Consider the following 23,425-nt stretch of genomic DNA (forward strand, 5'->3'; position numbering starts at 1 on the left):
CGTGCCGCCGGGCCGACTGCGCCGGTTCGCCCGCGGACTCGGCCGTGAACTGATCGAGCTGATCTCCCCCATCGATCAGAAGTGGTCGATCGGCATGTACGCGGGTCCCGCGCCGCATGAGCTGAGACCGGTGGAGGCCGGACCGGTGCTGACGCGCCGCGACGTCACCGATCGAGACGCCGACTTCGTCGCCGACCCGTTCATGATCCGGGCGGACGGCGAATGGTGGATGTTCTTCGAGGTCTACGTGCGCAGCCGGGGCCGGGGCGAGATCGGTGTGGCGTCGAGCCCTGACGCACGAAACTGGTCATACCGGCGGATCGTGCTGGAGGAGCCGTTCCACCTGTCCTATCCCCAGGTCTTCGCGTGGGAGGGCATGTACTACATGATCCCGGAGAGCTATGCGACCCGCTCGGTTCGCCTCTACCGCGCGACCGGTTTCCCGTGGCTCTGGGAGTGCGTGGCGACCCTGCTCACCGGCGGCGTCCTGCTGGATCCGTCCCTGTTCCGGTACGACGGGCTCTGGTGGCTGCTCGTCGAGACCGATCCCGAACAGGGCTACGACACGCTCCGCCTCTTCTTCAGCGAGTCCCTGGAGCACGGCTGGCGCGAGCATCCGGCCAGCCCGGTGGTGGCCGGCGACCGGCGCGCGGCGCGGCCCGGCGGCCGGGTGGTGCTGTGGAACGGCCGCCCGGTGCGGTTCGCCCAGGACTGCGAGGGCGGGTACGGCCTGCGGCTCCGCGCGTTCTTGATCGAGGAGCTGACCGGCGAGTCCTACCGGGAGCGCCCCCTGGGGGTGGTTCTCGAGCGTGGCCGGGACGGCGACGACCTCGGCTGGAACCGGCGCGGCATGCACCACACGGACTCTCATCCGGACGGCCGAGGCGGCTGGATCGCCTGCGTCGACGGCTGGCGCTGAGACGGCTACACGGCGGGATAGCCGAAGAGCTTCTGAATCCCGCCGACCACCCTGCCGCTGACCTGCGAGCGGAACCAGAAGCCGAGCCGGGATCGCAGGGCCAGTGAGAGCGGTGTCCAGGTGTTGTCCACCGAACGCCAGAAAAAGGTCACCGACGCGCTGAGTCCCTGATTCTCCGTGACGTGACTCCAGAACAGCGGGATGAACAGGGCGTCGCCCTGCTCCAGGACGCACTCGTACGGCCGGGCGCGGCGAAGCCGGGCGTACCGCGTCTCCGGCTCACCGGAGAGATCCATGTCACTGAAGTTGAACCGGTAGGAGAACGGGTGCGCGTAACGCAGGTTCCGATAGTCCTCCGGGGCGTAGAGCACCACCTTCTTTCGCCCGCTGATCTGGCAGAGCAGAGCCTCGTCCCGGCTGTGGTAGTGCAACGCGGTGATACTGTCCCTGCCCAGGAAAGCACCGGCACCGATCCCGTCCTGACCGTCGAGAACAGCGGGAACCGGCACGTCGTCCACCAATTCCGGCAGGTACTCGTCCACCTTCGCCTGCGCGAGGTAGCACATCTCCGGTGCCCCCTCGGATTCCAGGATGTCGATATACCGGTCGAGCCGCATGGACACCGTCGTCCACTGCCCGTACCAGCTGCCGCCGGGGTAGAACTCGATCGGCACGACCCGGTGGCCGGACTTCTCCCTGATATACGCCGGCGACCATTCGCCGAGCGCCGGCCACTTCTCCGTGGCCCCGCGAACGATGACCGGCTGTCCCGCACGGACGATCCGCATGAAATCCTCGCGGCCCGGATTGTCGATGACGGGGACTTCGAAACTCACGACTGGCATTGTCGAAAGGCCTACCTCTCGTTACGTGCCCGATGTGTTTTGGCGGAGAGCAGTTCCATGACGCAGCGGTTGGCCACTATCGCGGTGATCTCCGATTGGTCGTACGGCGGGGAGACCTCGACCACGTCGAACCCCACCACGTCGAGATTGCGGGCCAGGATCCGTACCGCGCTGAGCAGTTCGCGGCTGGTCAGCCCGCCGGGTTCGGGGGTGCCGGTTCCCGGCGCGTAGGCCGGGTCGAGCGCGTCGATGTCGATCGAGAGGTAAACCGGTCCTGTGACCTGCATCAGGACGCTCTGGATCACCTCGTTGAAGCCGAGTTCCTCGATGGTATCCATCGACCAGACGGTCAGCCCGTTCTCCTCGCCCCACCGCAGCACCTCGCCGAACGGGCCGTAGCCCCGAATGCCGATCTGGTGCCCGCGCCGGATCAGGCCCTGCTCGACGGCCCGGCGCACCACGGTCGCATGAGTCAGTTTGGGAGTCCGCTCACCCCACGTGTCGGTGTGCGCGTCGAAGTGCACGAACGCGACCGGTCCGTGGCGCTCGGCCACCGCCTCCATCACCGGCAGCACGACCGAGTTGTCCCCGCCCAGCGTGACCAGGCAGCCGGTGTTGGAGACGACCTCCCGCGCCTTCTTCCGCAGGTTGTCGATCGATTGGACGTGCGATGCGATCGAAACGTCGCAGTCGCCGACGTCGACCACCGCCGTGTGTGCGAAGACCTGGGTCTCCAGCGGAATGTGAAATATCTCGCCGGACAGATACGGTGCGTTCCTAATGGCATCCGGACCGAAACGCGCGCCAGGACGGTCGGCGGCGCCCAGATCTATCGGCGCACCCAGGATCGCGATATCGGTCGAACGTCCTTGGATCCGTCCGTCATCGGATTCCGGCACACCGTGAAAGGTCTTCATTCGCATACGCATCTCCCAACGTCGATCATCGAAGTATCCGACCTTCGCCGTATCAGATCACGGAACGACATCAACGGTCGAGACAATTCGCCGGGGTCCATTTTCCACTGATCAGGCATAATTGCGATACGTTCGATTTCGGTCGCCACGGGGAGTGCCATGCATAAACACATGCATAAGCAGGGCGCCACTGCATTCGAGTCGGCGTTCGCATTCGACCACGAGACGGGTGACCGGGTCCGGCACGTGGTCGGCCTCTCCGAGACCTTCGGGGCCGATTACTCCCTCGCCCGGCTGGCGCTGCTGCTGTCCGCGCCCGCCCTGACCACGGGCACGGCGGTGGAATCCCCGTGGTCGGGGGTGCGGATACGGCGGCCCTCGACCGAGCGGACACGGGCCGCCGTCCGCCCCGAACCGGCCGAGGCCGCCGCGCGGATCCGCCACGCGCTCGGGAACCACGAACGGGCCTCCGTCCTGTACACCGGGACCCCTGCCGACGTGGTCCTGCTGCATCACACCGCCTCGGCCTGCCGCGACGACGCCCGTGAACTGCTCGTGCTGGTGCCCGAAGGGCTGGGACCTCCGGAGGGCACCAGCCTGGCCATCGCGGCGACGCCGTTGCTGGCCGCGCTCGCCCCGCGCGCCGACATCCGGATACTCGAGCCCCACGTCCAGACCGCCGACACCGCATGGCGTCCGGCGCTGCCGGCCATCGCCCCCTGGGAAGGGGCACTGGGGGCCGCGCTGACGGCCGCGCGTGACTGGGCCGCCGGGGTGCTCCTGACCTCGGGCGGCGCGGACGACGCCTACGCCTGCCCGCCCTACCTGCGCCCGACGCCCGGCGGGCTGGCGTTCCGCATGCTCCCCTTCGCCAGGAGGTCGATCCTGCGCGCCCGGCGAACGGACACAGGACCGGTGGGTGCGCCCTACCGGCAGGCGGTCTCCGCGTGCTCCGCGGCCTGGTTCGCCGGCCTCGCCCGACTGAACCGGCGCGGCTGGAACCGGAACCTGGAGGTGACGGCGGCGGACCTCCGCCTCATCGGCCGTCAGCCCTGGTACGACGGGGACGGCGCTGAGCTGCCACCTGTCGCGGTGCCGCTGCTGGATCCGGACCTGGCGGGCGCTCTGCTCGGCTCGGCCGGGCTGTACGACCGCCGGGCGGCCACGCCGTACCGGCGGACCCACGCGGCCGTCGCCCTGCTCATGCCCCCTGAGCTGCGTGACCGGCTCCCCGCGGCTCCTCCGCCGGATCCGCCCGAGCCGGTACGCGCCGGAGAGCTGGTGCTGGTGGAGGCGTCCGGTCTGGTGGACCCCTCGCTGTTGCCGGTGCCCGGCGGAACCAGGCTGGCCTCGGCGCTTCGGGGGGTGGAGCGTTGGCTGCGGGCGGTGGGCAGATAGGCGGCCGGGCGTTTCGGCAGCGACGCGGCCGTGGACGCCACCGGACGACACGCCGTCCCGGCTCGCCGGTACCCGGCGGACGGGATCCGGCTCAAGACCCTCCGACAGGGGAGAACGGACCGCGGATCGGCTCGATCCGGGTCTACACCCGGTCGATGGCCCTGCTCTGGACCTGCGCCCGCCCCTACGTACTGATCACCGGGGTACTGCTGCTGATCACCGGGGTGGGGGCCGGGCTGCGGGTGCTGCTGGCCAAGTGGATGATCGACCGTCTGATCGATCCGGCCACCCGCACCTTCGGCGACCTGCTGCCCCTGCTGGCCGGCCTGGGCCTGCTCATCGTGCTGATCGAGTTCGCGATCGGGATCCGGCCGCATGTGATGCGGCTGATCGAGGGGGCACTGACCCGGCACACCCAGGAGAAGATCTTCGACGTCAGCGCCAACGTCCGGTACGGATGGTTTGATCGGCCCGGCTTCTACCAGCTCTTGGAGCGCGCCCAGCAGGGTACGCAGACCAAGACCCAAGCCGTGGTGCAGGGCGTCGAGGCCCTGCTGGACGGTCTGGTCGGGCTGATCTCGCTCCTCGCCGTCCTGATCGTGATCGACCCGCTGCTCGCGGTCATCGTCGTGATCGCCTACATCCCCGCGCTGATCACCAGCCTGCGCAGCGGCAAGGGCTACTACGAGTTGCAGCAGTCGCTCACCGAGGGCGACCGCCGCCGGAAGTACCTCACCACCCTGCTCGCCGACCGCGCGGCGGCCAAGGAGATCCGGGTCAACGGGTCGGGGGGACATCTGCGCGGGCTGCTCAGAGGACTCTGGGACGAGCGCATCACCGAGCTGTCCCGGCTGGTCAGGACCAGGATCCTGGCCGCTTTCCTGGCGGCGTTCAGTGCCGGGTCGATCACCTTCGCCGCCGCCTTGCTGATCGTCTTCGGGGTCGTCAGCGGCCGGTTGACCGTCGCCAGCGCGGCGGCGGCGGTCCTCGTGCTGTGGGAGGCGGGAACCAACCTCCAAGTGCTGAGCTGGAGCGCCGGGCAGCTTCGCGAGGTCGGCCTGTTCGTCAGCGACTACGAGGCGTTCCTCCGATTCGATCCGGACGCGCCCGCCCGGGGTGAGCCGGCCGGCCCGGCCTCCCTCCGGGTCGAGACCGTCGAGATGCGCGGCGTGTACTTCCGCTACCCCGGCGCCACGCGGGACACGCTGCACGGCGTCGATCTCCGTCTGACACGCGGCAGCGTGGTCGCCCTGGTCGGGCTGAGCGGGGCAGGCAAGACGACCCTGGTCAAGCTGCTGTGCGGGTTCTATCCGCCCTCTTCCGGTCAGATCCTCTGGGACAGCCGGGACTTCTCCGCCGAGGGCTCCGAAGCGCTGCGGGACAGAATCGCGGTGATCTTCCAGGACTATGTGCAGTACGCGTTCTCGGCCAGGCACAACATCGAGCTGGGCGCCCCGGACCGGCCGACCCCCGCCATGACCGTCCGGGAGGCCGCGGCGGCAGCCGGGGCCGACGGTTTCCTGCACGCTCTCCCCGACGGCTATGACACGATGCTGTCCAAGGAGTACTCGAACGGGGTGGATCTGTCCGGCGGGCAGTGGCAGCGGGTGGCGCTGGCCCGCGCACTGTATCGGGACTCGCCGTTGCTGATCCTGGACGAACCGACCTCCGCACTCGACCCGCTTTCCGAGCGAGAGGTCATCGACACGATCCGGCGGCGCTGCCGCGACAAGGCGGTGCTGCTCATCTCGCACCGGCTGTCCGCCGTGAGCATGTGCGACCGGGCGTATGTGATGGAGCACGGCAGGGTGGTGGAATCGGGCCGGCACGACGACCTGATCGCGGGCGGCGGCGTCTACGCGGATCTTTACCGCACCAACGGCCGCCGCCCGGGGTAGCGGCGGGACCGATCAGCCGACCGACCAGCGCACCGGGTCGAATTCGTCGTCCGTGAAGTCGCACATCACCTCGACGCCGAGCGCGCCGACCCGGTCGGCCAGTTCCGCGGAGATCGTCAGCGGCCGGGTCGACTGGTATCGGTACCAGCCCGCCGCGATCAGGCCGAAGACGATCGGCCGCGGTACGGCGGAGGCGTTGTGCGTCCCGCAGTGCCAGGTCCGCACATCCCGGACGAGCAGGTCACCCGCGTCCATGGGGACCTGGAGCGGTGGCGCGACGCGGGCCAGCGCCTCGGCCCGGACGGTCAGCGCGCCCGGAGTGAATTCGTCGACGACGCGGTGTGAGCCGGGCCAGAGCCGGATGCTGCCGTTGGTCTCGTCGGTCGGCACCAGAGCCAGGTTGTAGGCGAGCAGAAACGGCGGATGGTAGCCGGGGTGCCCGGGCCACAGCGGCCCCCAATCCGCGTGCGCCGGCTGCGTGCCGGAGCCGGGCAGGACGGTGTGCCCCATGTAGTTGGCCATGTAGCGGTCCGGCCCGAGCACCTCCCGGGACAGATCGAGCAGGGCGCGGTTACCCAGCACGTCGAGCACCCGGCTGTCCGTCCCGGTGTGCGGATACTGCCGGAGATGGCCGTGCGCGTAGACGGTGAGCTCATCGAGGTGCGGCAACAGCAGATCGAGCTCGCCGAGCATCTGCGCCGCGGTCACGCCGGCCGATTCGGCCAAGCCGGTGCCGGTGAGCACCACGGCGCCGTCCCTGTCGAGCGCGGTGACGGCTTCCGTCAGCCGGTCTCCGCGTACATCGACCCGGTGCAGCGCGGATCGGCGTGCGGCGGCTCTGATCCTTACCGGCATCCTGCCTCCTTCTGATCATGGATGGGAGAGCGCGAAGCGATCCGTCAACCGAGCACACAGCAGGTCGTACCGGCTGGACCAGCTCAGCTCCGCCCCGCGTGCGGCGGCCTGCCGCCGGTAACGGGCGCGCGTCCCTGCGTCGCGTACCAACGGCTCCAGTGCCCGCCGCAGGTCACCCGGCCTGCGTGGCCGGAACAGCCGGGCGACGCCGTCACCGGCCTGTTCCGGCATCCCGCCGCGCCGGGACACCACGCAGGCCAGCCCGGAGGCCAGCGCCTCGGACAGCACCAGAGGGCAGGCGTCCTGGCAGGTCGAGGGGGCACAGAACACGTCGGCCGACCGATAGGCCGCGCCGATGGCCAGCCGGTCGGCGAACGGGACGAACTCCACCCGGTCCGCGAGGGGCGCCGCCGACCGGCGCAACCGCCGCTCGTAGCCGCTGAGCCCGCCCTCACCGGATAGACCGGCACTGCCCACGATCCGCAGTCGCAGGTCGTATCCGTCGGCGACCAGCCGGCGGCAGGCACGCACCAGCAGATGTGCCCCCTTGTCCCGGACCGTACGGCCGACGAAGAGAATCACCGGCGGGCCGTCGTGGCTCCGCTCGCCGGGGAAGAACTGCCCCGGATCGGCCCCGTTGGGCAGGACGAGAACCTTCCCATCGGGCACCCGGATACCTCGGGTAAGTCTGTCGGCGACGAACGTGCTCACGCAGACCACCAACGCGCACCGCTCGATCACCCGGGCGCGCTCCCGGCGGCCAAACGTCCTGAACAGGTCGTTGTGCAGATAGAGGCAGAGCCTGGCCCGGGGGCGCAGCCGTACGAATCCGGCGACCGCCGCCAGGGCGTTGTGCAGCAGCACGGGCCCGTCGAAGTCAGGCGGAACGGCGCGGATCACAGGCTCCAGCGCGGCCTCGGCGTGTGCGCGCCCTCGGCCCGCCAGGGCGGACGCGGCGTCGCGGTAGAGCTGAAGCCGGGTCACCGCCACCGGACCGCTCGGATAACGCAGCAGCGTGGCCCCGCGCGGCTGGTGCGGGAGCCCGTCCTCCACGACGACCGAGGTATGCCCGCCCCGCGCCGCGTGCTGACGCGCCAGCTCGGCCACGACGGTCGGCATCGAACTCCCCCCGGCCGACGAGTAGAGGTCTCCCGGTGGCGGCACATGGATCCAATGACCGACGCCGGTCATGGCGTCGATCCCGCCTGGAGCACGGCGGATCGGCCCGCCGGGACGGCTCCCCGGTCCAGCGCGCCCCTGATCCAGGTCTCGCAACTCATGGTCATCGCGATGTCGAAGGCGTCCCGGCAGTGCCGACGCCAGTCCGGCCGGATGAGTCCCAGCTCGAGGCTGTGGTCCGGTTCCCGGACCACAGCCTGCCAGTAACGCCGGTAGGCCTTGTAGCAGCGCTGCCGCCGCCCGGCCAGCACGGTCTCGAACCCGGCGGGGAGCAGCCGGGCGACCAGCCCCTTCCCCCGCATGTACGCGTTCGGCTGCTCCGGGGCGAACCGGGCGGTGAGCGGGAGATGGTAGGAGTACCGCGCGAACGTCGGATCCAGGAACGGCATGATCTCGGGGATGTCCCCCGCGTCGGCGAGCAGGTCGTAAGGGAACAGCCGGTGCATCAGGGTCGCCTCGGCCCAGGTGGCGCGGGCGGCGACGGTCACCCGCAGGGACTCCTCCTGAAAAGCGGACATCCATTCGCGTACGGGGATCGCCGCCTGGTCGGTCAGCACCGGGGCGCCGCGGTCGGTGGTGAACCCCGGCCACGCCGTGGCCCAGTAGAGCTGGGCGCGGGCCGCGCCACCGATCCGCCCGGTGGCTGCCAGCAGCCGGTTGATCCCGCCGCCGTCCGCCGTGTCCGCGCGGTAGCTCGCGCCCGCCCGCCACTCGCGCCGCCGGGCGAACTCGGCAGCCAGGTAGAGCGGTACCTGCAGGAGCTGATCGGCCCCGTTCCCCTGCAGGAGCACGGTCGCGCCCCGGTCGGCGGCGGCCTGGACCAGGCCGGCGTGCAGTCGCGGCCACGCGTCGAAGCGCGGCCCGGCGGGACCCCAGGGCGGTTCCGGCCACATCGAGGCCTGCGCGGATACCGCCACCAGCTCGGCGTCGGCCCGCAGGAACTCAAGCTGCCTGGCCACCAGGCTTCGAGTGCGCCGTCCCGTGTCGTCGGCGATGTCGAGCACGACGACGATCAGCCGCCGGCCGTCCCGCCGGCACAGCCGCGCCGCCGTGTCGATCAAAGCGGCCGAGTCCATGCCGCCCGACCCGGCGATCGCCACGTGGTCGTGGTCGCCCATCGCGTCGGCCACCGCCGCGCGGAACCGGTCGGTGAACTCCTCCGGATCGGAGGTGCCGTCAGGTCGGGGCGGCGCCGGCCGTACCCGCTCGGCGCCGGCCCACGGCGGGATCGGGTACAGGTCGCGGGTGAGGCCGGGCAGTCCGAAGTAGACCGCCAGGTTGTTCACCGAGAACTCCCCACCGAGTTCGTTCGCCGCGTCCCGGGAACGGAGTCGGGCGTCGAACGGGTCCTGGCCGGGCCCCGGCCGGCTGTAGCGGAACATGGTCACACCTCACTGCCTTCGGAATCGACTGCGCAGAAAGCGGTCCACCAGCCGCGCGAGGATCACCCGGTTCGCGGGCCTGCGGATGCCGTGTCCCTCGTCGGGGAAGACGGCGAGGCGGCACGGGCTGCCGGACTCGCGCAGTGCGGCCGCCATCCGCTCGGCCTGGGTCACGGGCATCAGGCGGTCCCGCGCGCCGTGCACGAGCAGCACGGGAGTGTGGCAGGCGGCGGCGTGGGTGAGCGGCGATCGCGCGGCCAGCAGGTCCCGGTCCCGGTCCGGATGGCCCAGCCGGTGCAGGAAGAGCGCGTGCAGGTACGACCGTTCGCGGGTGAACGGCTCGGTCAGCGCGACGAGGTCGCTCGCGGCGCAGACCGCCACCGACGCCGCGAACACCTTCGGTCCCATGGTGGCCGCCGCCAGGGCCGCGTAGCCGCCGTAGGAGGTCCCCATGATCGCCAGTCGTGCCGGATCGGCATACCCGGCGGCCACCGCCCAGCGCACGGCGTCGGTCAGGTCGGACTGCATGCGCCCGCCCCAATCCCGGTCCGCGGCGTTCATGTGATCGACGCCGTACCCTTCCGAGCCGCGGAAGTTGAGCTGGAGGCACGCGTACCCGCGGCTCGCCAGCCACTGCACATCGGGGTTGTACTCCCAGTCGTCCCTGGCCCACGGCCCGCCGTGGGGCAGGACCACAGCCGGTCCCGGCCCACGCTTCGGCAGGGTCAGGTATCCCTCCAGCGGCAGCCCGTCGGAGGCCTCGATCCGGTACGGCCGGGTGCGGGCGAGCCGCCGGGCGGCGACGGTCCGCCGGTGCCGTGGGACGGGATGCGCGCTCCGGTTCCGCCGATCCCACACGACATAGCGGGGCGGCATCCGGTCGGCGTCGTACCGGACGAGCCATGTCTCGCCGTCGGCGGAAGTCGCGATGACCCGGTAGTCGGCCGGGTACAGGGTGCCGAGCCGGTGCAGGTCCGCGGCGGCGCTCGCGGTGAGCGGCAGATGCCCGCGGCGCACGCCGACCGTCCGGATGGCCATCGGGTGCTGATCGACGGGGTGCAGCAGGACCGCGTCGGCGTCTCTGCCCGGCTGCTCGGCCACGATGCGGAGCGTGCCGGTGCCGAGATCCAGTATGGCGAGGCGCAGGTGCTTGGCCCCGAGCGGACCGTGCAGGAAGAGCCCGGCGCCGTCCGCCGTGACGTCACCGGGATGGGTGAGCAGCGAGTCGGGCGGAGCGAACCTGCGCACCTCCGGCCACCGGCCGGTCGCGTGATCGCGGCTGAACACCACGAGGGTCCCGTCCGGATCCCAGCGGATCCCGCAGCGAGGCTCGTCCCGGCGGTCGAACAGGCAGCGGTCCACCTCCGGTGGCACGTCGATCGGGATGACGACCGGCCCCCGGCCGTCGCCGGGGACGACCCGGTGCAGTCCGCCGCCGGTGCGGACCACCACTCCCCGCGCCCGGTGCAGATCCGGGTCCATCAGGGTGGGCTCGCCGTCGAGTGCCACCGGCGTGAGAGGCCCGGCTCCGAGCTCGGCCATCAGGAGCCGTTCCGCTCCGCCGGGGTCGGGGCTGCCGGTGAGGAAGATCGTGCTGTTGTCCGGGCACCACGCGTGGGCGCTGATTCCCCCGGAGAGGGTCGCGACGGTGGTCCGGACGCGGCGCCGCCAGTCGAGTACCGTGAGCCGCCCCCCGTACGCGTGGTTGGTCACCACGCCGACCCTGCTGCCGTCCGGGGCGAGCCCGATGCCCGCCACGTCGCAGTCGGCGTAGAGTTCCGCCGCCGAGGGCCCGCTCAGCATGGTTCCGCGCCGAAGGCCAGCGCGCCGCGGATCCACTGCTCCACATTGCGCAGGGCGGCCGGCAGCCTGGGGTGGATCCGGTCCAGATCGCGCTTGTCCAGTGGCCGGACCAGGCCGAGGTCGACGCTGACCAGGCCGTCGTCGGGCAGCATGTCGAGCTCGTACTCGCGGAAGATGTGCGAGTAGCTCTGCTTGTACGTGGGCGCGACGGCCAGGTAGGACTCCGGAAGGAGCCGGAAGTGCAGTGGCTTGTACCAGTGGTACGGCGGAGCCTTCGAGTAACGGAAGCGATCGGCGATCGGCAGGCCGAGGGCGTACCGGATGAACGACGGCTCCAGAAAGGGTGACGCCTCGTAGATCGGCACACCGGCCGGGTGCGCCGCGTAGGCCAGCGGGTAGATCGAGTCCCACAGCGAGGCCTGGGACCAGGTCTGCCGGTCCGCGGCGAACCGCTCGAACCGGGCCCGCCGCCACCGGCGCGCGGCCGCCTCCACCACGGGCCGGAACCGATCGGTGACCACGGGACTCGGCAGAGGACGGAGCTGACGACCGAAGGCGAACGCCGCGTAGAGGTCGAAGGACCGCTCCGGGGGAAGCGCCCGGGCTCCACCGCTGACCACCTCGGCCATGAGCTCGACGACGGTGTCGCCCTTGACGAAGCCCAGCTGGTAACCGCGCAGGTCGCGCCACCGGCGAGCCGCGACGAGGTCGGGAGTCATGAACTGCCAGGCGGCGAGCACCTCGTCTCCGCCCACGCCGGTCAACAGCACCTCGGCGCCCTCGGCGGCGACGAGGTCGACCATGGCCCGGTGCAGCCGGGTGTAGTAGTCGATCCGGATACCCGCCGGACTCCAGCCGGGTTCCGGCAACGAACGCCAGTCCACCGGCATGACCTTCAGCTCGCAGGGCACTTCCATGGCTTTGAGCTGCCGGTGTGCCAGCTGTCCCGTCGGCACGCCGTACTGATCGTCCAGATTCCACACGATCGCCAGTAGCCGGCGGCCCTCCGCCCTGCAGATCTCGGCGGCGGTGACCAGGACGCTGGTGGAGTCCAGGCCCCCGGAGTACATCACGGCGACCACGTCGGCCTCTCCGATGCACGCCTTCACCGCGTCCCGGAAAGCGTCCCGCAGGTCGGACACCGAGGAAGAGCCGGGCCGGTGACCGGAGACCGGCTCCTCCAGCCGGGAAACCCCCTCCCACGGGCAGGCCGGTGGAAACTCCGCTTCCAGAAACGGGTTCTCCAGATTGATCGCGATCTTCTCCAGGGAAAACCGCGGAGTGCCGTCGATCAGCGACAGCGGGTCGTTCGCGGTCTCGCCGGTACGGTCGGCGATGAAAACCGGCCTCTGCGCCAGTGGAGTTCGCGCTTGCGCCATATCCCGCTGCGCCGTGTCCGTCCGTACCGCGCGCGCCTGTATGGGGCGAGGGGAGCCACCGCGGTGGCCCCCCTCGTTGGGAATAGGCATTATTCCCGGTTACCGGCCTCTACGGAGGGCGATCGACGAGCGAACACTCGCCACGATCTCCGTTACCGCACGCAGATTACGCGTAATCGAGGACTCCTTCTTCGCCGGAGCCGCAGTGGAAACCAGCAGGTTTCCTCCGCAGCGCCGTGCCCCGCCACAACTGTCGCGGGGGTCATCGGAATGGCTCATACCATTTCCTTTCCCTATAGAAGGTGAGCGGTTGCAACCATTCCGCAGATTAGAAGGCAGGCGATAATGGGTCAAATATTGCGCCCATCGCCCTCATTCATGAATTTCATCGATATCAATAGCTAATTCCGCGTGTCGCGGCCCGGCGCCGATGGACGGTGGGTAACCCCGGACCGAATTCACGCCGTACGAGAACACCGGACACACCGCGACCTCCCAGCCCGGCATCGGAAATCCCCGGTTGATCACCGGGCTAGGTCGCGTCCACGTTCCTGAAGCTCCTTCGCGAAGTCGCGCCAGGTCTCGGCGCAGTACATGGCCAGATCCGCGACGATGAGCGTGAGATGCGGCGGCACGGCCTCGATCATGTCCGAGCGGCGGTCCTCGGCATGCCCTTGCACGTGCAGCCAGCGAAGCAACTCCCTGCCCGCGTCCGTGAACCGCAGTGACGGATCCTTCTGCAACGACCGCAGCCGCGCCAGCGCCTTCCGGTCCTCGTTCCGCCGCGCTTCCGCGAGAGCCGCCGCCTCAAGCCCGAGCACCGCGGGATCGGACCCGTCCTCTCCGCAGCCGTCCGTTCCCAGGCCGTTGACCGGCCGGTTGACTCCGTCGCCGACATGGGCTCCGCCCCGGCCCTTGAGCGCGACCGGATCCTCTCCCCGGCGCATCCGCTCTCTGACGTCGTGCGCGGTTCCCAGGGACACCTCGGCGTCCTTGGCGATCTCCCTGAGCGTCGCACCCGGACGGGCGGCTATCACATCGGCGGCGCGGCGCCGGCCGTCCACGGCGCTGAGCGGCCGGCGTCTCCCGTCCTTGCCGAGCCTGCTGTTCGACTGAGGATCCTCCTCGGTTGAATGCCGGCGTAACCCCGCAACCGTCTTGGCGGACAACCCTGCGGCCTCCGCGATCGCGCGATCGGACATGTGCGGCTGCGAGCACAGGATGCGCAGGGCGGCCGCCCGCCGATCCGCCAGCGAGAGTGGCATCCCGTGTGCGATGTTGGCCTTCACCGCGAGGATGAAGGCGTCCTCCTCGCAACCGTCGAAGAACTCGACCTCGATCGAACGATGGCCCCTCAGGATGGCCGCCCGCAGGCGATGCATACCGTCGATGACCTTCAAGGTGGGCTTGTGGACGAGAATCGGCGGCAACGTGGCGTCGGTCTCGGCGAGCCGCCGGATGTGCGCCTCGTCCTCTCCCGACAGGCGAGGTGAGTCGCCGGGGTGCAGCAAACCGATCTCGACCCTGCGCGTCTTCTGTGGATACGGCCTCGGGTGCCGATAGCGGTTTGGCCCCGAAGTGTCATGGAGTACGCACGGATCGTCGTCCGACGAGCCTTTGACGGTTGGCAGCGATTTTAGTTCTGGTTGAACACTCACCTTTCCTCCCCCGTAGCAGTCAGGAACAGTGAAATGGCCAAGCCCCCCACCGTGGCCTCGGCAGACTCGAAACACCGCGCGTAGAACTCGGCGCTGCGCGAGGATCCACCCGCACACCGCTGGAGACGGTTCAACATGCGCGGCGGCCACAGCTGCTCGTCACATCATGGGGCGTAGTGATGTGATCGAGATAGACATATAAGAACATTGCCCCGCACCCGAAGATGTCCCTGGATTACGGACATGCCCTCCCGATTCATTCGAGAGTGGACTGAGTGCTTTCACTCGTGATAGCTCCGTACCGTGCATCGAAGCCGGGAAGAGTCGGTGACCACACCGATCACCAACACAGAGATCAGACCGCTGGCCTCGGGTGATATAGAGCAAGTCAGGCTCCTGTGGGGAACCAACGTGCTCGACGATCTGGAGATCCTCTCCTACGACCGCTGGGGGCCCGGTGTCGCGGTACCCGCGCGGACGGACGTCGCCGAGGTCAAAGTCCAGACCCTGGACCCCAAGGAGGGCATGACCCGCCTGCTCGAACACCTGCTCACCGCGGAAGACGCGTTCTGCCTGGTGTCCGCGGAGGGCGATGACGTGCACGGATACGTCGTGGCCGGCATCCACGACCAAGGCGTCAACGATTTCCGATCCGGCCGGATCGACGAGCTCTACGTCCGGGAGGACCGCCGACGCCGCGGCATCGCCACCCGCCTGGTGCGCGCCGCCCTGTCCGAGCTGCGGAACAGGGACGCCTGGGTCTTCAAGGTCGAGGTGAACAAGACCTGGCAGCACGGAAGGCGGTTCTGGGACGCCCAGCGGTGGGAGCAGGACGCGGTGGTCTACAGGTTGTACGACTGAGGGAGGACGAACGGGTGGACGACGAGGTTGAACTCGGCGCCGGCGGGGAGACCGTCAGGGCACGACTCAGAGACCACGGCTACTTCGTCGTACGCGGGCTGCTGCCCGCCGACGCCGTGCACGCCGTACGCCGGGACATATCCGCGGTCTACGGCGCCCACGGGTGGCTGTCTCCGGACGCCGATCCCAGTGATCTTTTGCCGGACGCGCGCCGCCGGGACGGCGCACCGGGATGGTGGCGATTCGCCGAGGACATTCAGCGTCTGGAGTCCTTCCATCGCCTGGCGCACCACCGGGCGCTCGGTTCACTGATGGCCACGATCATCGGCGGCAACGTGCTCAACCATCCCCGGCGCCACCTCACGATCGTCAATCCCGAGTTCTGGGTGCCGCCGCATCAGGAGTACACCTACATCCAAGGCACCGTGGACTTCTTCACCGCGTTCGTGCCCTTCACCACGCTCACCCCCGGCGCGGGCGCCCTGCGGATCCTCCAGGAGGACGACCTGCGCCGGATCAGGCCGCTGCGGATCCTCCCGACCCGTGGTGTGGAGGCTCGCGTCGACGAGACCGAGGGCACCTGGGCGGAGTTCGCACTGGTGCCCGGCGACGTGGTCGTCATGCACTCACTCGTCACCCGCGGGCTGGCCGAGAACACCGGGCCCGCGATCCAGCTCGCCGCCCAGTACCGCTTCCAGTCACGCCGTCTCCCCGTGGTCAAGGCCTCCTTGAAGCCGGAGCACTACCCCCGGCTTCCCGATTGGCCCCAGATCACCAGGGGATGGTCGTCCCGAAAGTGGATCACGCCGCCGCTGGTCCCCCGGCTGGTGCCGTACACCATGCCGTCGGAGCTGGAGACCTGGCACGAGACCCTGGCCACGCCGGTCTCGTCGTACCTGGCCTGAACGTCCTCATTCCGTCATCGCGAACCGCTCGTACACGCGGCGCAGCGGCCGGGGAGCCCACCAGTTGGCGTCCCCGGCCAGCCGCATCACCGCGGGCACGAGCAGGCACCTGACCACCGTCGCGTCAACGACGATCGCGAGGGTGAGCCCGACTCCGATGAGCTTCAGATCGACGATCTCAGAGGTGGCCAGCCCAACCAGGACCACGCAGATGAGAGCCGCGGCGGCGGTGACGATTCCTCCCGTGCGCTCCAGCCCGAAGGCCACGCTCTCGGTGTTGCGACCGGTCTGCGTGTAGCGCTCACGCATCCGCGACAGCATGAACACCTCGTAGTCCATGGACAGGCCGAACGCCATGCAGAAGATCAGCACCAGCACGTTCATGTCCAGATACCCGGTCACCTGGAAGCCGCCCAGCAGCTCGCGCAGATGGCCTTCCTGGAACACCCACACCGCGGCACCGAAGGTCGCCATCAGGCTGAGCAGGTTCAGTATCAGAGCCTTGATCGGGATGAGCAAGCCGCCGGTGAAGAGAAAGAGCAGGACCAGCGTGGTCACGACCAGGATCCCCAGTGCCCAGGGCAGTCCGCGTGCGATGGCCCGCTCGGTGTCGTGGAGCTGCGCGGACTCGCCACCGACCCAGGCCTTCGCCGTCGGCGGAGGGGCAACGGCACGCAGCGCGCGTACGGCCTCGCGCCCACGATCGGAGTTGGGGTCCAGCGAGGTGCTCACCGAGAACCACACGGTCTTGTCGGCCGCGTACCGGGCGGCGGCCTCGTCCGGCTCCCTGGCGGACACGCCGCCCGCGAACCGCCCCGCCACACCGTCGACGCCGGTCACCCCCGGCACCTGGGACAGCCGCGCGGCATATCCCGCCAGCTCCTGAGCGTGTGCCCCGGGCGACCCGAGGCCGGTCAGCACAACCTCGTACAGCCCGCTGGTGCCGGGGAACCGGGTCCGCATCGCCTCGTGGACCTGGCTCGACTGCGCGCTCGCGGGCAACTGCCGGTGGTCCGCCTGCCCGAAGGTGATGTTGAGGAACGGCAGGCCGAGAGCGATCAGCAGCGTCGCGGACGCGATCAATGTGACGACCGGCCTGGCCATGATGGACGTGGCCAGCCTGCGCCAGCCCGGAGAGGCGGCGGTGGCGGCCTGGCCGGTCCTCGGCGGCAGCCCGCGCAGGCGGCGCCAGCCGTTCCGCACGTCCAGCAGCTCGATCCGGCGGCCGAGCAGGGCCAGGATCGCCGGGAGCACGACAAGCGTGACGACGGCGGTGAGCGCGACGACCGCGATGCCCGCGTAGGCGAACGAACGCAGGAAGTACTGGGGGAACACCAGCAGTGCCGACAGCGCCAGCGCCACCGTGACCGATGAGAACAGGACGGTACGGCCGGCCGTACGCACCGCGACCCGCACCGCGTCCGGCGCCTCGCGCCCGGCCCTCAGCTCTTCACGGTATCGGCGCAGGACGAACAGGCTGTAGTCGATGGCCAGGCCGAACCCCAGCACGGTGAGCAGGTTGAGCGAGAACACCGACACCGGCGTGAACATCGTGATCACACGCAGCACCAGCAGCGTGGTGACGATGGAGAACACGCCCACCACCACCGGCAGCAGTGCCGACACGACACTGCCGAAGATCAGTAGCAGGAGCAGAAAGGTGATCGGCAGGACGATGAGCTCGGTACGGGTCAGATCCTCACCGGTCTGCTCGTCGATCGCCCGGTCCACCTCGGCCTTTCCGCCCACCCGTACGGCGAAGCCGGGATCCGAGGCGGCCAGCCTGCCGCTCAGCGCGGACACCCGGTCGGCGACGACCGCAGGGTCCACCGCGCTGACGCCGAGCACGAGTGCCGACCTCCCGTCGGTGCTCCGCAGCCGGGGGTCCTGGGTGGACCAATACGACATCGCCCCGGCCATGCCTTCGATGCCGGACAGGTCGTCGACCACCGCCTTCCCGACCTCCGCGGCCTCCGGGGTGTCCACGCCGCCGGGGGTGTCGACAAGCAGCACGAGATTGGGCCTGCCCGCGGGGAACCGGGTCTCCAGCAGATAGTTGGCCTGCGTCGACTCGGCCCCGGGATCGACCATCCCTCCGCCGACCAGTTCCTCCCCGACCGTGACGCCGAAGACGCCCGACACGGCGAGCACCAGGCCGGCCAGGGCCAGCACCAGTTTGGACCGTCTGACCGTCAGCCGGCCCAGACGATCCAGCCATCCCCCGGCTCCCCGCGCGGCCAGAGCCTGATCTCGCACGGCCGTCATCGCACGTCACCCGCAAGTCGGACCACCACTGAGGTCTCCTTAGACATTGGTTGCCCGGCATCTTATAAACGCACTTCTCGCAACCGGTAGGCGTTGACAAACGATGGAAATCACAGCAAAGCTGAATTACATTCGGCCAGATGTCGGAACCGAACTCCCGTGGCGACGGAATGACGACACCAGAGCCTTCTTCTTATTCGGAGGCATATCCGGAGCTCAAACGATGGCCGATGTCCTATGCACAGCAGATGCTGTGGTTCCTCGGTAAGCGATGGCGCCACTCCGAAATGCCCAATCGACTCACCGTGTCCATGGTCGAGACTTTTACTGAGCCCGTCAACGTCGGCGCATTGCGGCTGGCACTTGCGGACCTGATTTCCCGGCACGAGGTGTTGCGATCGGCCGTGGTGGTCGACGAGGATGACCCTTGTCTCGTGGTGCTCCCCGAAGTCGAGGTGCCGATCGCCTGCCACGACCTGCGCGGCCGTCCCCCGGCGGAGCGGCCGACAGCCGCCGAAGGGCTGCTGAGCGACGCGTTCCACGCTTCCGTTTCGGCATTCGAAGCGCCGGCGATCAGGTTCACGCTGGTGTCGGTCGCCGACGACCTGCACCACCTCGCCGTCACCGCCCACCACCTGTTCTTCGACTACTGGTCGGCCCGGCTGCTCAGGCGGGAGCTGCGCGAGGTGTACGCCGCCTTCCTCGCGGGGGAGAAGTCGCCGCACGCCGCCTCCGAGATCCAGTACGTCGACTTCGCCGTCTGGGAGCGCGAGATGGTTCGCACCCCGGCGATGCGCGACGGCGTCGAGCATTGGAGCGCCACACTGGCCGACCTGCCCACGCTCGCCCTGCCCACCGACCGCCACCGGCCCTGGCTCCCCACCGGCGAAGCCCGCCGTGCGACGGTGCTCGTCCCGGCCCGGCTCGCCGGCGACATCAAGATCCTGGCCGAGCGGCACCGGGCTTCTCCCTTCATGGTGCAGGCGGGGGTGTTCCTGTGCCTGCTGTCCAGGCTCACCGGACAGGCGGACGTCGGCATCCCGACCCTCTTCTCCGGCAGAACGCACCCGGAGACGTGGAACCTGATGGGCTACTTCGACCGCCTGCTCTTCCTGAGACTCCGCTGCGACGAGACGGAGACGGTGTCGGCCATGCTGCGCCGGGTCCGGGAGAACGTGGTGACCGCGTACGAGCACCACGAGGTACCACTGCTCCGGGTGATCGAGCATCAGCCCCGGCTGCTGTTCCTGCTGGGTAACCCGGTCAATGTCTGGACCCTCTTCCACCTGGAGGTGGACCCCCATCGGCTCCGCCCGGAGGCCCTGGGCACCCAGGTCCCGGGTGACGCGCCGACGGACTTCGGCGGGGACGGCGAGGACGAGGAGAAGGTCTACTCCTTCGGTGCCGACATCGACGTGACGTTGCGGGAGACCGGCAACGGGCTCTACATCCGCGCGCTCTACAACGCGGACCTCTTCGACGGATCCACGATCAGCGGATGGCTGCGGCATTTCCGCACCGGCCTCCAGCGTGCCGTCGACAACCCCTCGATCAAGGTTGGCGACCTCTTCCCGATCCCGTGACACGTGCCCTGCGGCTGCGGCCTGGCGATAGGGTTCCCCCCATGGACCGAGACGGCGTGGGGCAGCTGCTGGCCGACGCGGGGATGGACACCAGGCGGTTCCGCACGGCGCTGGCCTTGCTGTGCGACGGCGGCTGGTGGACCCTCGCCGACCTGGTCCGGGAGACCGCCACCTCCAGACGGAGCATCGAGGCTCTGCTTCGGGAGGTGGCGCCGGAGCGGTCCGGTGAGCGGTTCCGGCTCACTCCAGACCAGATCCGTTCCTGCCGTGACCTGCTCGCGGACGACCCCGACCTCGCCGTACCTCTCGGCCGGGGGCCCGTACCGGGCCCGCGGTCCCACGGGCCGGCCGACCCTGTCTCACATCTCCTCCCCCACCACCGCCAGGTGGTGGAACAGCTGGCGAATCTGATCGCCCAGGCGCCGCGTGGCCGTCACGTCCTGGACCACGTGGCCGCGACTCCGGAGACGGTCGTGCGCCGGGCGCTCCTGCTCGGCGCCAGGTTCTGGCTGAGGGGCGCGCGGCTCCTGTGCGTGGGCGACCACGACCTGACCTCGCTGGCGGTCAAGCTGATCCACCCCGAGGCCGACGTCACCGTGGTCGACATCGACGAGCGGATTCTGGCCTACATCGACGAGCAGGCGGAGCGGATGGGCTGTACCGTGCGGACCCGCTGGGCGGACCTGCGGCTGGGTCTCCCACCGTCCACCCGCGACCAGGCGGACCTGGCCCTCACCGACCCTCCCTACACCCCCGAGGGGGTCGGGCTGTTCGTTTCCCGGGCGGTTGAAGGGCTACGCGACCCCGAGAAGGGCAGGGTGATCCTGGCCTACGGAGCGAGCGAGCGAACCCCGATGCTGGCGCTGAAGGTGCAGAATTCCCTGCACGACCTCAATCTCACCTATGAAGCGATTTATCCCGACTTCAACCGCTATTTCGGAGCAGAGGCCATCGGCTCGGCCGCCGACCTCTACTTCTTGCGTCCCACCACCAAGACCCGCCCCGCCGTCTCCGCCAGAGTCGACCACTACGGCACGGCCATTTACACGCAGGGCCCCCAGTCCGTCGAGTCCCACCGGCCTTCCGGCGCGGCGGACACGGCGGCCGCCGGCCCCGGCTTCGAGCCTGGCGTTCTGGTCGGAGACTGGCCGAAGGACGTTTCGCCCAAGACTCCCAGGGCCCGTCTGTCCACCTGGCTCGCCAAGCCGTACGCCAGCGCACCCCAACACGTCGCGATAGCCGTACCCGCCGGCCTTGAGGCCGCGATCCCCCGCCTCCTGCTGGCCGCCCGCGCCCGCCACGTCCGGGTATCGCTGGCCGAGTCCCCGGACGACCTGGCCGCGCTGTCCGAGCTGCTCTCCCCCGTCTACCGGATCACCGCCCGCGGCACGGTCCTCGATGCGGTACGGCTGGCGCCCCCCGAAGACCGGGCGGGACGCCTTCTGCGCGGAATCCTGGACAACGCGCACGGCAAACTCGCCAATACCTGGCGCGAAGGGCTGATCCGAGCGAACGCCGAGCTCACGAAGAAACAGGCCCGTGCGATCATCACCGAGGTCGCGCCCTGGGCCGACGACGTCACCCTCCTGGAACTCCCGGTCCACCGCCTCCGCGGCGTTCGAGCCGCCGTGATCGCCTCGCTTGGCAGCGTCACCGGCTCTCACTAGGATCAGGGCGAAGCACCGGATTCGCCGAACCTTCGCACCGTTGAGGCCATTTCCCCGCGCCCTCCGGCGAGTGCGCATTCGACGGCCCGGAGCCGACGCTCTTAAGCCGTGAGCCCTTGGAGAGACGGCCGGTGCCGTCGTCCGGCGATATGCCCCCGCGATGCCGAGCCCAGCGGCTCCAGGAATCCCTACAATCACCGCATGTTGCACATCGGAACTATCGTGCTGGGTGTCTCCGACGTACGGCGGGCGGCGGACTTCTGGGGTCGGGCCCTGCGTTACGTCCCCCGTGACGGCGAGGCGAAGGACGACTGGACCGTTCTGGTGCCGACGGAGGGGTCCGGTCCCGCGCTGGCACTCGACCTCAGCACGGTCCCCGTCCAGCCTGTCCCACGGGTCCACCTGGACCTGTACGCCCGCGACACCGCCGACCAGGCGGCCGAGGTCGAACGGCTCGTCTCCCTGGGCGCCGAACGCGTCGACTGGCACCTCTACCCGGAGAACCCGGACTTCACGGTGCTCGCCGACCCCGACGGCAATCGCTTCTGCGTCATCGACCCCACCCATTGAGCGCGTTGAGAGCCATGCCGAGCAGCTGACCGGTATCGGTCGACCGTTGCCATAAGCAACGGCTGGCGCTCCGGGTGAAGGATCGCACCATGACGTCGACGAAGCGGCGGACTTCCCGGGTTCTGTCGGTCGACGAGCGCGATCGCCTGCTTTTGCCGTGTGCTCGAGACCCCCGTAGTCCGGGTGCGCGAGGGTGGTTCACGGTCGGCGCACGGCTCACCTTGCAGCTGCCGGCGACCCACCTCGCCGAGGCCGTGGCCCGTCGTCCGTGGGGCACTGCCCTTAACCGCGCCTTTACATCGTAGATCTTAGAATCGACCCATACGGCTGCCTGTGGAACGGTGGATCGGAAGACGGCGTCACCCGCGGCGTGTCCCCGGGTGACGCCGTCTCGTCTCGGATCCGACAGCCGCCGAGAACCGAATTCCGCTCTATCATCAGAAATCTGATGGGCATCTCCTACGACCTGCTTCGCACCTTCCTCATCGTCTACCGGGCCGGGTCCGTCACCAGGGCCGCCGAGATCCTCGGGCTCTCCCAGCCCGCGGTCACCGCCCAGATCAAGGCGCTGGAACAGGCGCTGGCGCGGCCGCTGTTCGAGCGGCTGCCGCGCGGCATGGCTCCGACCCCGGCGGCCGACCAGCTGGCCCGGCGGGTGGCCGACCCGCTCGACGCCCTGCAGGGACTCGTCGAGGGAGACCTCGGCGGACCGGCCGAGGCGTTCGGTCGCGCCGTCCACCTCGGCGGACCGGCCGAGCTGATCTGCTCCCGGGTCCTCCCCTCCCTCGCCGCCCTGGTCGCCGACGGCCTGCAGCTACGGGTCACCCTGGGGCTACCCGACGACCTGGTGACCGCGCTGGCCGGGGGCGCCCTTGACCTCGCCGTCACCACGCTCCGCCCACGCCGGCGCGGCCTGCGCGTGGATCCCCTGTGCGATGAGGAGTTCGTCCTGGTCGCCGCGCCGGTCTGGACTCGGGACCAGCTGGACCGGGCTCCGCTGGTCGGCTACGCCGAGAACCTGCCGATTCTGCGCCGCTACTGGCGTACGGTGTTCGAAACCCGGCTGACCCGCGGGCCGGCCCTGGTCGTCCCGGACCTGCGCGGCGTGCTGGCCGCCGTCGTCGCCGGCGCCGGCGTCACCGTACTGCCCCGCTACCTGTGCGCGGACGAGTTGGCCGACGGCAGGCTGCTGGCGTTGCTCGATCCCGAACCGGCCCCGCTCAACACCCTGTTCCTCGCCTCCCGAGCGGGCACGGCGCACCCGGAAGCGGAGTCCGTCCGCAACCATCTGCTGCTGCAGGGACCGACCTGGGACTAGAACGCCGCAACGGGAAATCCGGT

At 69.6% G+C, this 23,425-nt stretch carries 18 protein-coding genes; 9 read left to right on the plus strand and 9 right to left on the minus strand.

Going from position 1 to position 23,425, the window contains the following annotated elements; all coding sequences use genetic code 11:
- The first annotated feature begins 1 nt into the window (after position 1).
- On the plus strand, positions 2-919 hold the full coding sequence (locus RUR_RS01900) for a glucosamine inositolphosphorylceramide transferase family protein (protein ID WP_283133082.1): 918 nt from the start codon (positions 2-4) through the stop codon (positions 917-919).
- Positions 920-924: 5 nt separating this feature from the next.
- On the opposite strand, the gene RUR_RS01905 is transcribed toward RUR_RS01900, so the two are convergent.
- Both RUR_RS01905 and speB read right to left on the minus strand, forming a co-directional pair.
- Positions 925-1,755, minus strand: a complete 831-nt coding sequence (locus RUR_RS01905) for a cupin-like domain-containing protein (RefSeq protein ID WP_283133083.1) — start codon at positions 1,753-1,755, stop codon at positions 925-927.
- Positions 1,756-1,775: 20 nt separating this feature from the next.
- The gene (speB, locus tag RUR_RS01910; protein ID WP_283133084.1) at positions 1,776-2,687 is read right to left on the minus strand and encodes an agmatinase; all 912 of its coding nucleotides are present in this window, start codon (positions 2,685-2,687) and stop codon (positions 1,776-1,778) included.
- A gap of 165 nt (positions 2,688-2,852) precedes the next feature.
- Between speB and RUR_RS01915 the strand changes: the two genes are divergently transcribed.
- A complete protein-coding gene (locus RUR_RS01915; protein ID WP_283133085.1) occupies positions 2,853-4,079 on the plus strand; it encodes a hypothetical protein in 1,227 nt (408 codons plus the stop codon).
- Between the two features lie 155 nt (positions 4,080-4,234).
- Positions 4,235-5,977, plus strand: a complete 1,743-nt coding sequence (locus RUR_RS01920) for an ABC transporter ATP-binding protein (protein ID WP_283133086.1) — start codon at positions 4,235-4,237, stop codon at positions 5,975-5,977.
- Between the two features lie 12 nt (positions 5,978-5,989).
- On the opposite strand, the gene RUR_RS01925 is transcribed toward RUR_RS01920, so the two are convergent.
- The 6 genes from RUR_RS01925 to RUR_RS01950 all read right to left on the minus strand — a co-directional run bounded on the left by RUR_RS01925 (position 5,990) and on the right by RUR_RS01950 (position 14,086).
- Entirely contained in the window at positions 5,990-6,832 is an 843-nt protein-coding gene (locus RUR_RS01925) for a phytanoyl-CoA dioxygenase family protein (RefSeq protein WP_283133087.1), read from the minus strand.
- 15 nt (positions 6,833-6,847) lie between these two features.
- A complete protein-coding gene (locus RUR_RS01930) occupies positions 6,848-7,951 on the minus strand; it encodes a glycosyltransferase family 4 protein (RefSeq protein WP_283133088.1) in 1,104 nt (367 codons plus the stop codon).
- A gap of 68 nt (positions 7,952-8,019) precedes the next feature.
- A complete protein-coding gene (locus tag RUR_RS01935; RefSeq protein ID WP_283133089.1) occupies positions 8,020-9,393 on the minus strand; it encodes an asparagine synthase-related protein in 1,374 nt (457 codons plus the stop codon).
- A 9-nt stretch (positions 9,394-9,402) separates the two neighbouring features.
- Positions 9,403-11,196, minus strand: a complete 1,794-nt coding sequence (locus RUR_RS01940; protein WP_283133090.1) for an alpha/beta hydrolase family protein — start codon at positions 11,194-11,196, stop codon at positions 9,403-9,405.
- Positions 11,190-12,575: an asparagine synthase-related protein gene (locus tag RUR_RS01945; protein ID WP_283133091.1), complete on the minus strand. Its 1,386-nt coding sequence runs from the start codon at positions 12,573-12,575 to the stop codon at positions 11,190-11,192. Before RUR_RS01945 ends, RUR_RS01940 begins: the two co-directional genes overlap by 7 nt.
- Positions 12,576-13,099: 524 nt before the next feature.
- Positions 13,100-14,086, minus strand: a complete 987-nt coding sequence (locus RUR_RS01950; RefSeq protein WP_283133092.1) for a ParB/RepB/Spo0J family partition protein — start codon at positions 14,084-14,086, stop codon at positions 13,100-13,102.
- Between the two features lie 474 nt (positions 14,087-14,560).
- On the opposite strand from RUR_RS01950, the gene RUR_RS01955 reads away from it, so the two are divergent.
- Together RUR_RS01955 and RUR_RS01960 are read left to right on the plus strand one after the other, a co-directional pair.
- Complete coding sequence (locus tag RUR_RS01955) at positions 14,561-15,094, plus strand: GNAT family N-acetyltransferase (protein ID WP_283133093.1); 534 nt, start codon at positions 14,561-14,563, stop codon at positions 15,092-15,094.
- Between the two features lie 14 nt (positions 15,095-15,108).
- Positions 15,109-15,999 (plus strand): phytanoyl-CoA dioxygenase family protein, encoded by an 891-nt coding sequence (locus tag RUR_RS01960; protein WP_283133094.1) that lies wholly within the window; start codon positions 15,109-15,111, stop codon positions 15,997-15,999.
- A 6-nt stretch (positions 16,000-16,005) separates the two neighbouring features.
- Here RUR_RS01960 and RUR_RS01965 read toward each other — a convergent pair whose 3' ends face one another.
- Positions 16,006-18,264, minus strand: a complete 2,259-nt coding sequence (locus RUR_RS01965; protein ID WP_283133095.1) for an MMPL family transporter — start codon at positions 18,262-18,264, stop codon at positions 16,006-16,008.
- 230 nt (positions 18,265-18,494) lie between these two features.
- On the opposite strand from RUR_RS01965, the gene RUR_RS01970 reads away from it, so the two are divergent.
- The 4 genes from RUR_RS01970 to RUR_RS01985 all read left to right on the plus strand — a co-directional run bounded on the left by RUR_RS01970 (position 18,495) and on the right by RUR_RS01985 (position 23,402).
- Positions 18,495-19,847 carry a condensation domain-containing protein gene (locus tag RUR_RS01970; protein ID WP_283133096.1) on the plus strand — a complete coding sequence of 451 codons (1,353 nt, stop codon included), beginning with the start codon at positions 18,495-18,497 and terminating at the stop codon, positions 19,845-19,847.
- A 41-nt stretch (positions 19,848-19,888) separates the two neighbouring features.
- Positions 19,889-21,514, plus strand: a complete 1,626-nt coding sequence (locus RUR_RS01975) for a bis-aminopropyl spermidine synthase family protein (protein ID WP_283133097.1) — start codon at positions 19,889-19,891, stop codon at positions 21,512-21,514.
- 201 nt (positions 21,515-21,715) lie between these two features.
- A complete protein-coding gene (locus RUR_RS01980) occupies positions 21,716-22,084 on the plus strand; it encodes a VOC family protein (protein WP_283133098.1) in 369 nt (122 codons plus the stop codon).
- Between the two features lie 448 nt (positions 22,085-22,532).
- Positions 22,533-23,402, plus strand: a complete 870-nt coding sequence (locus RUR_RS01985; protein WP_283133099.1) for a LysR family transcriptional regulator — start codon at positions 22,533-22,535, stop codon at positions 23,400-23,402.
- Positions 23,403-23,425: the final 23 nt, after the last annotated feature.

This window comes from Rhizohabitans arisaemae (assembly GCF_025996515.1).
GTDB classification, from domain to species: domain Bacteria; phylum Actinomycetota; class Actinomycetes; order Streptosporangiales; family Streptosporangiaceae; genus Rhizohabitans; species Rhizohabitans arisaemae.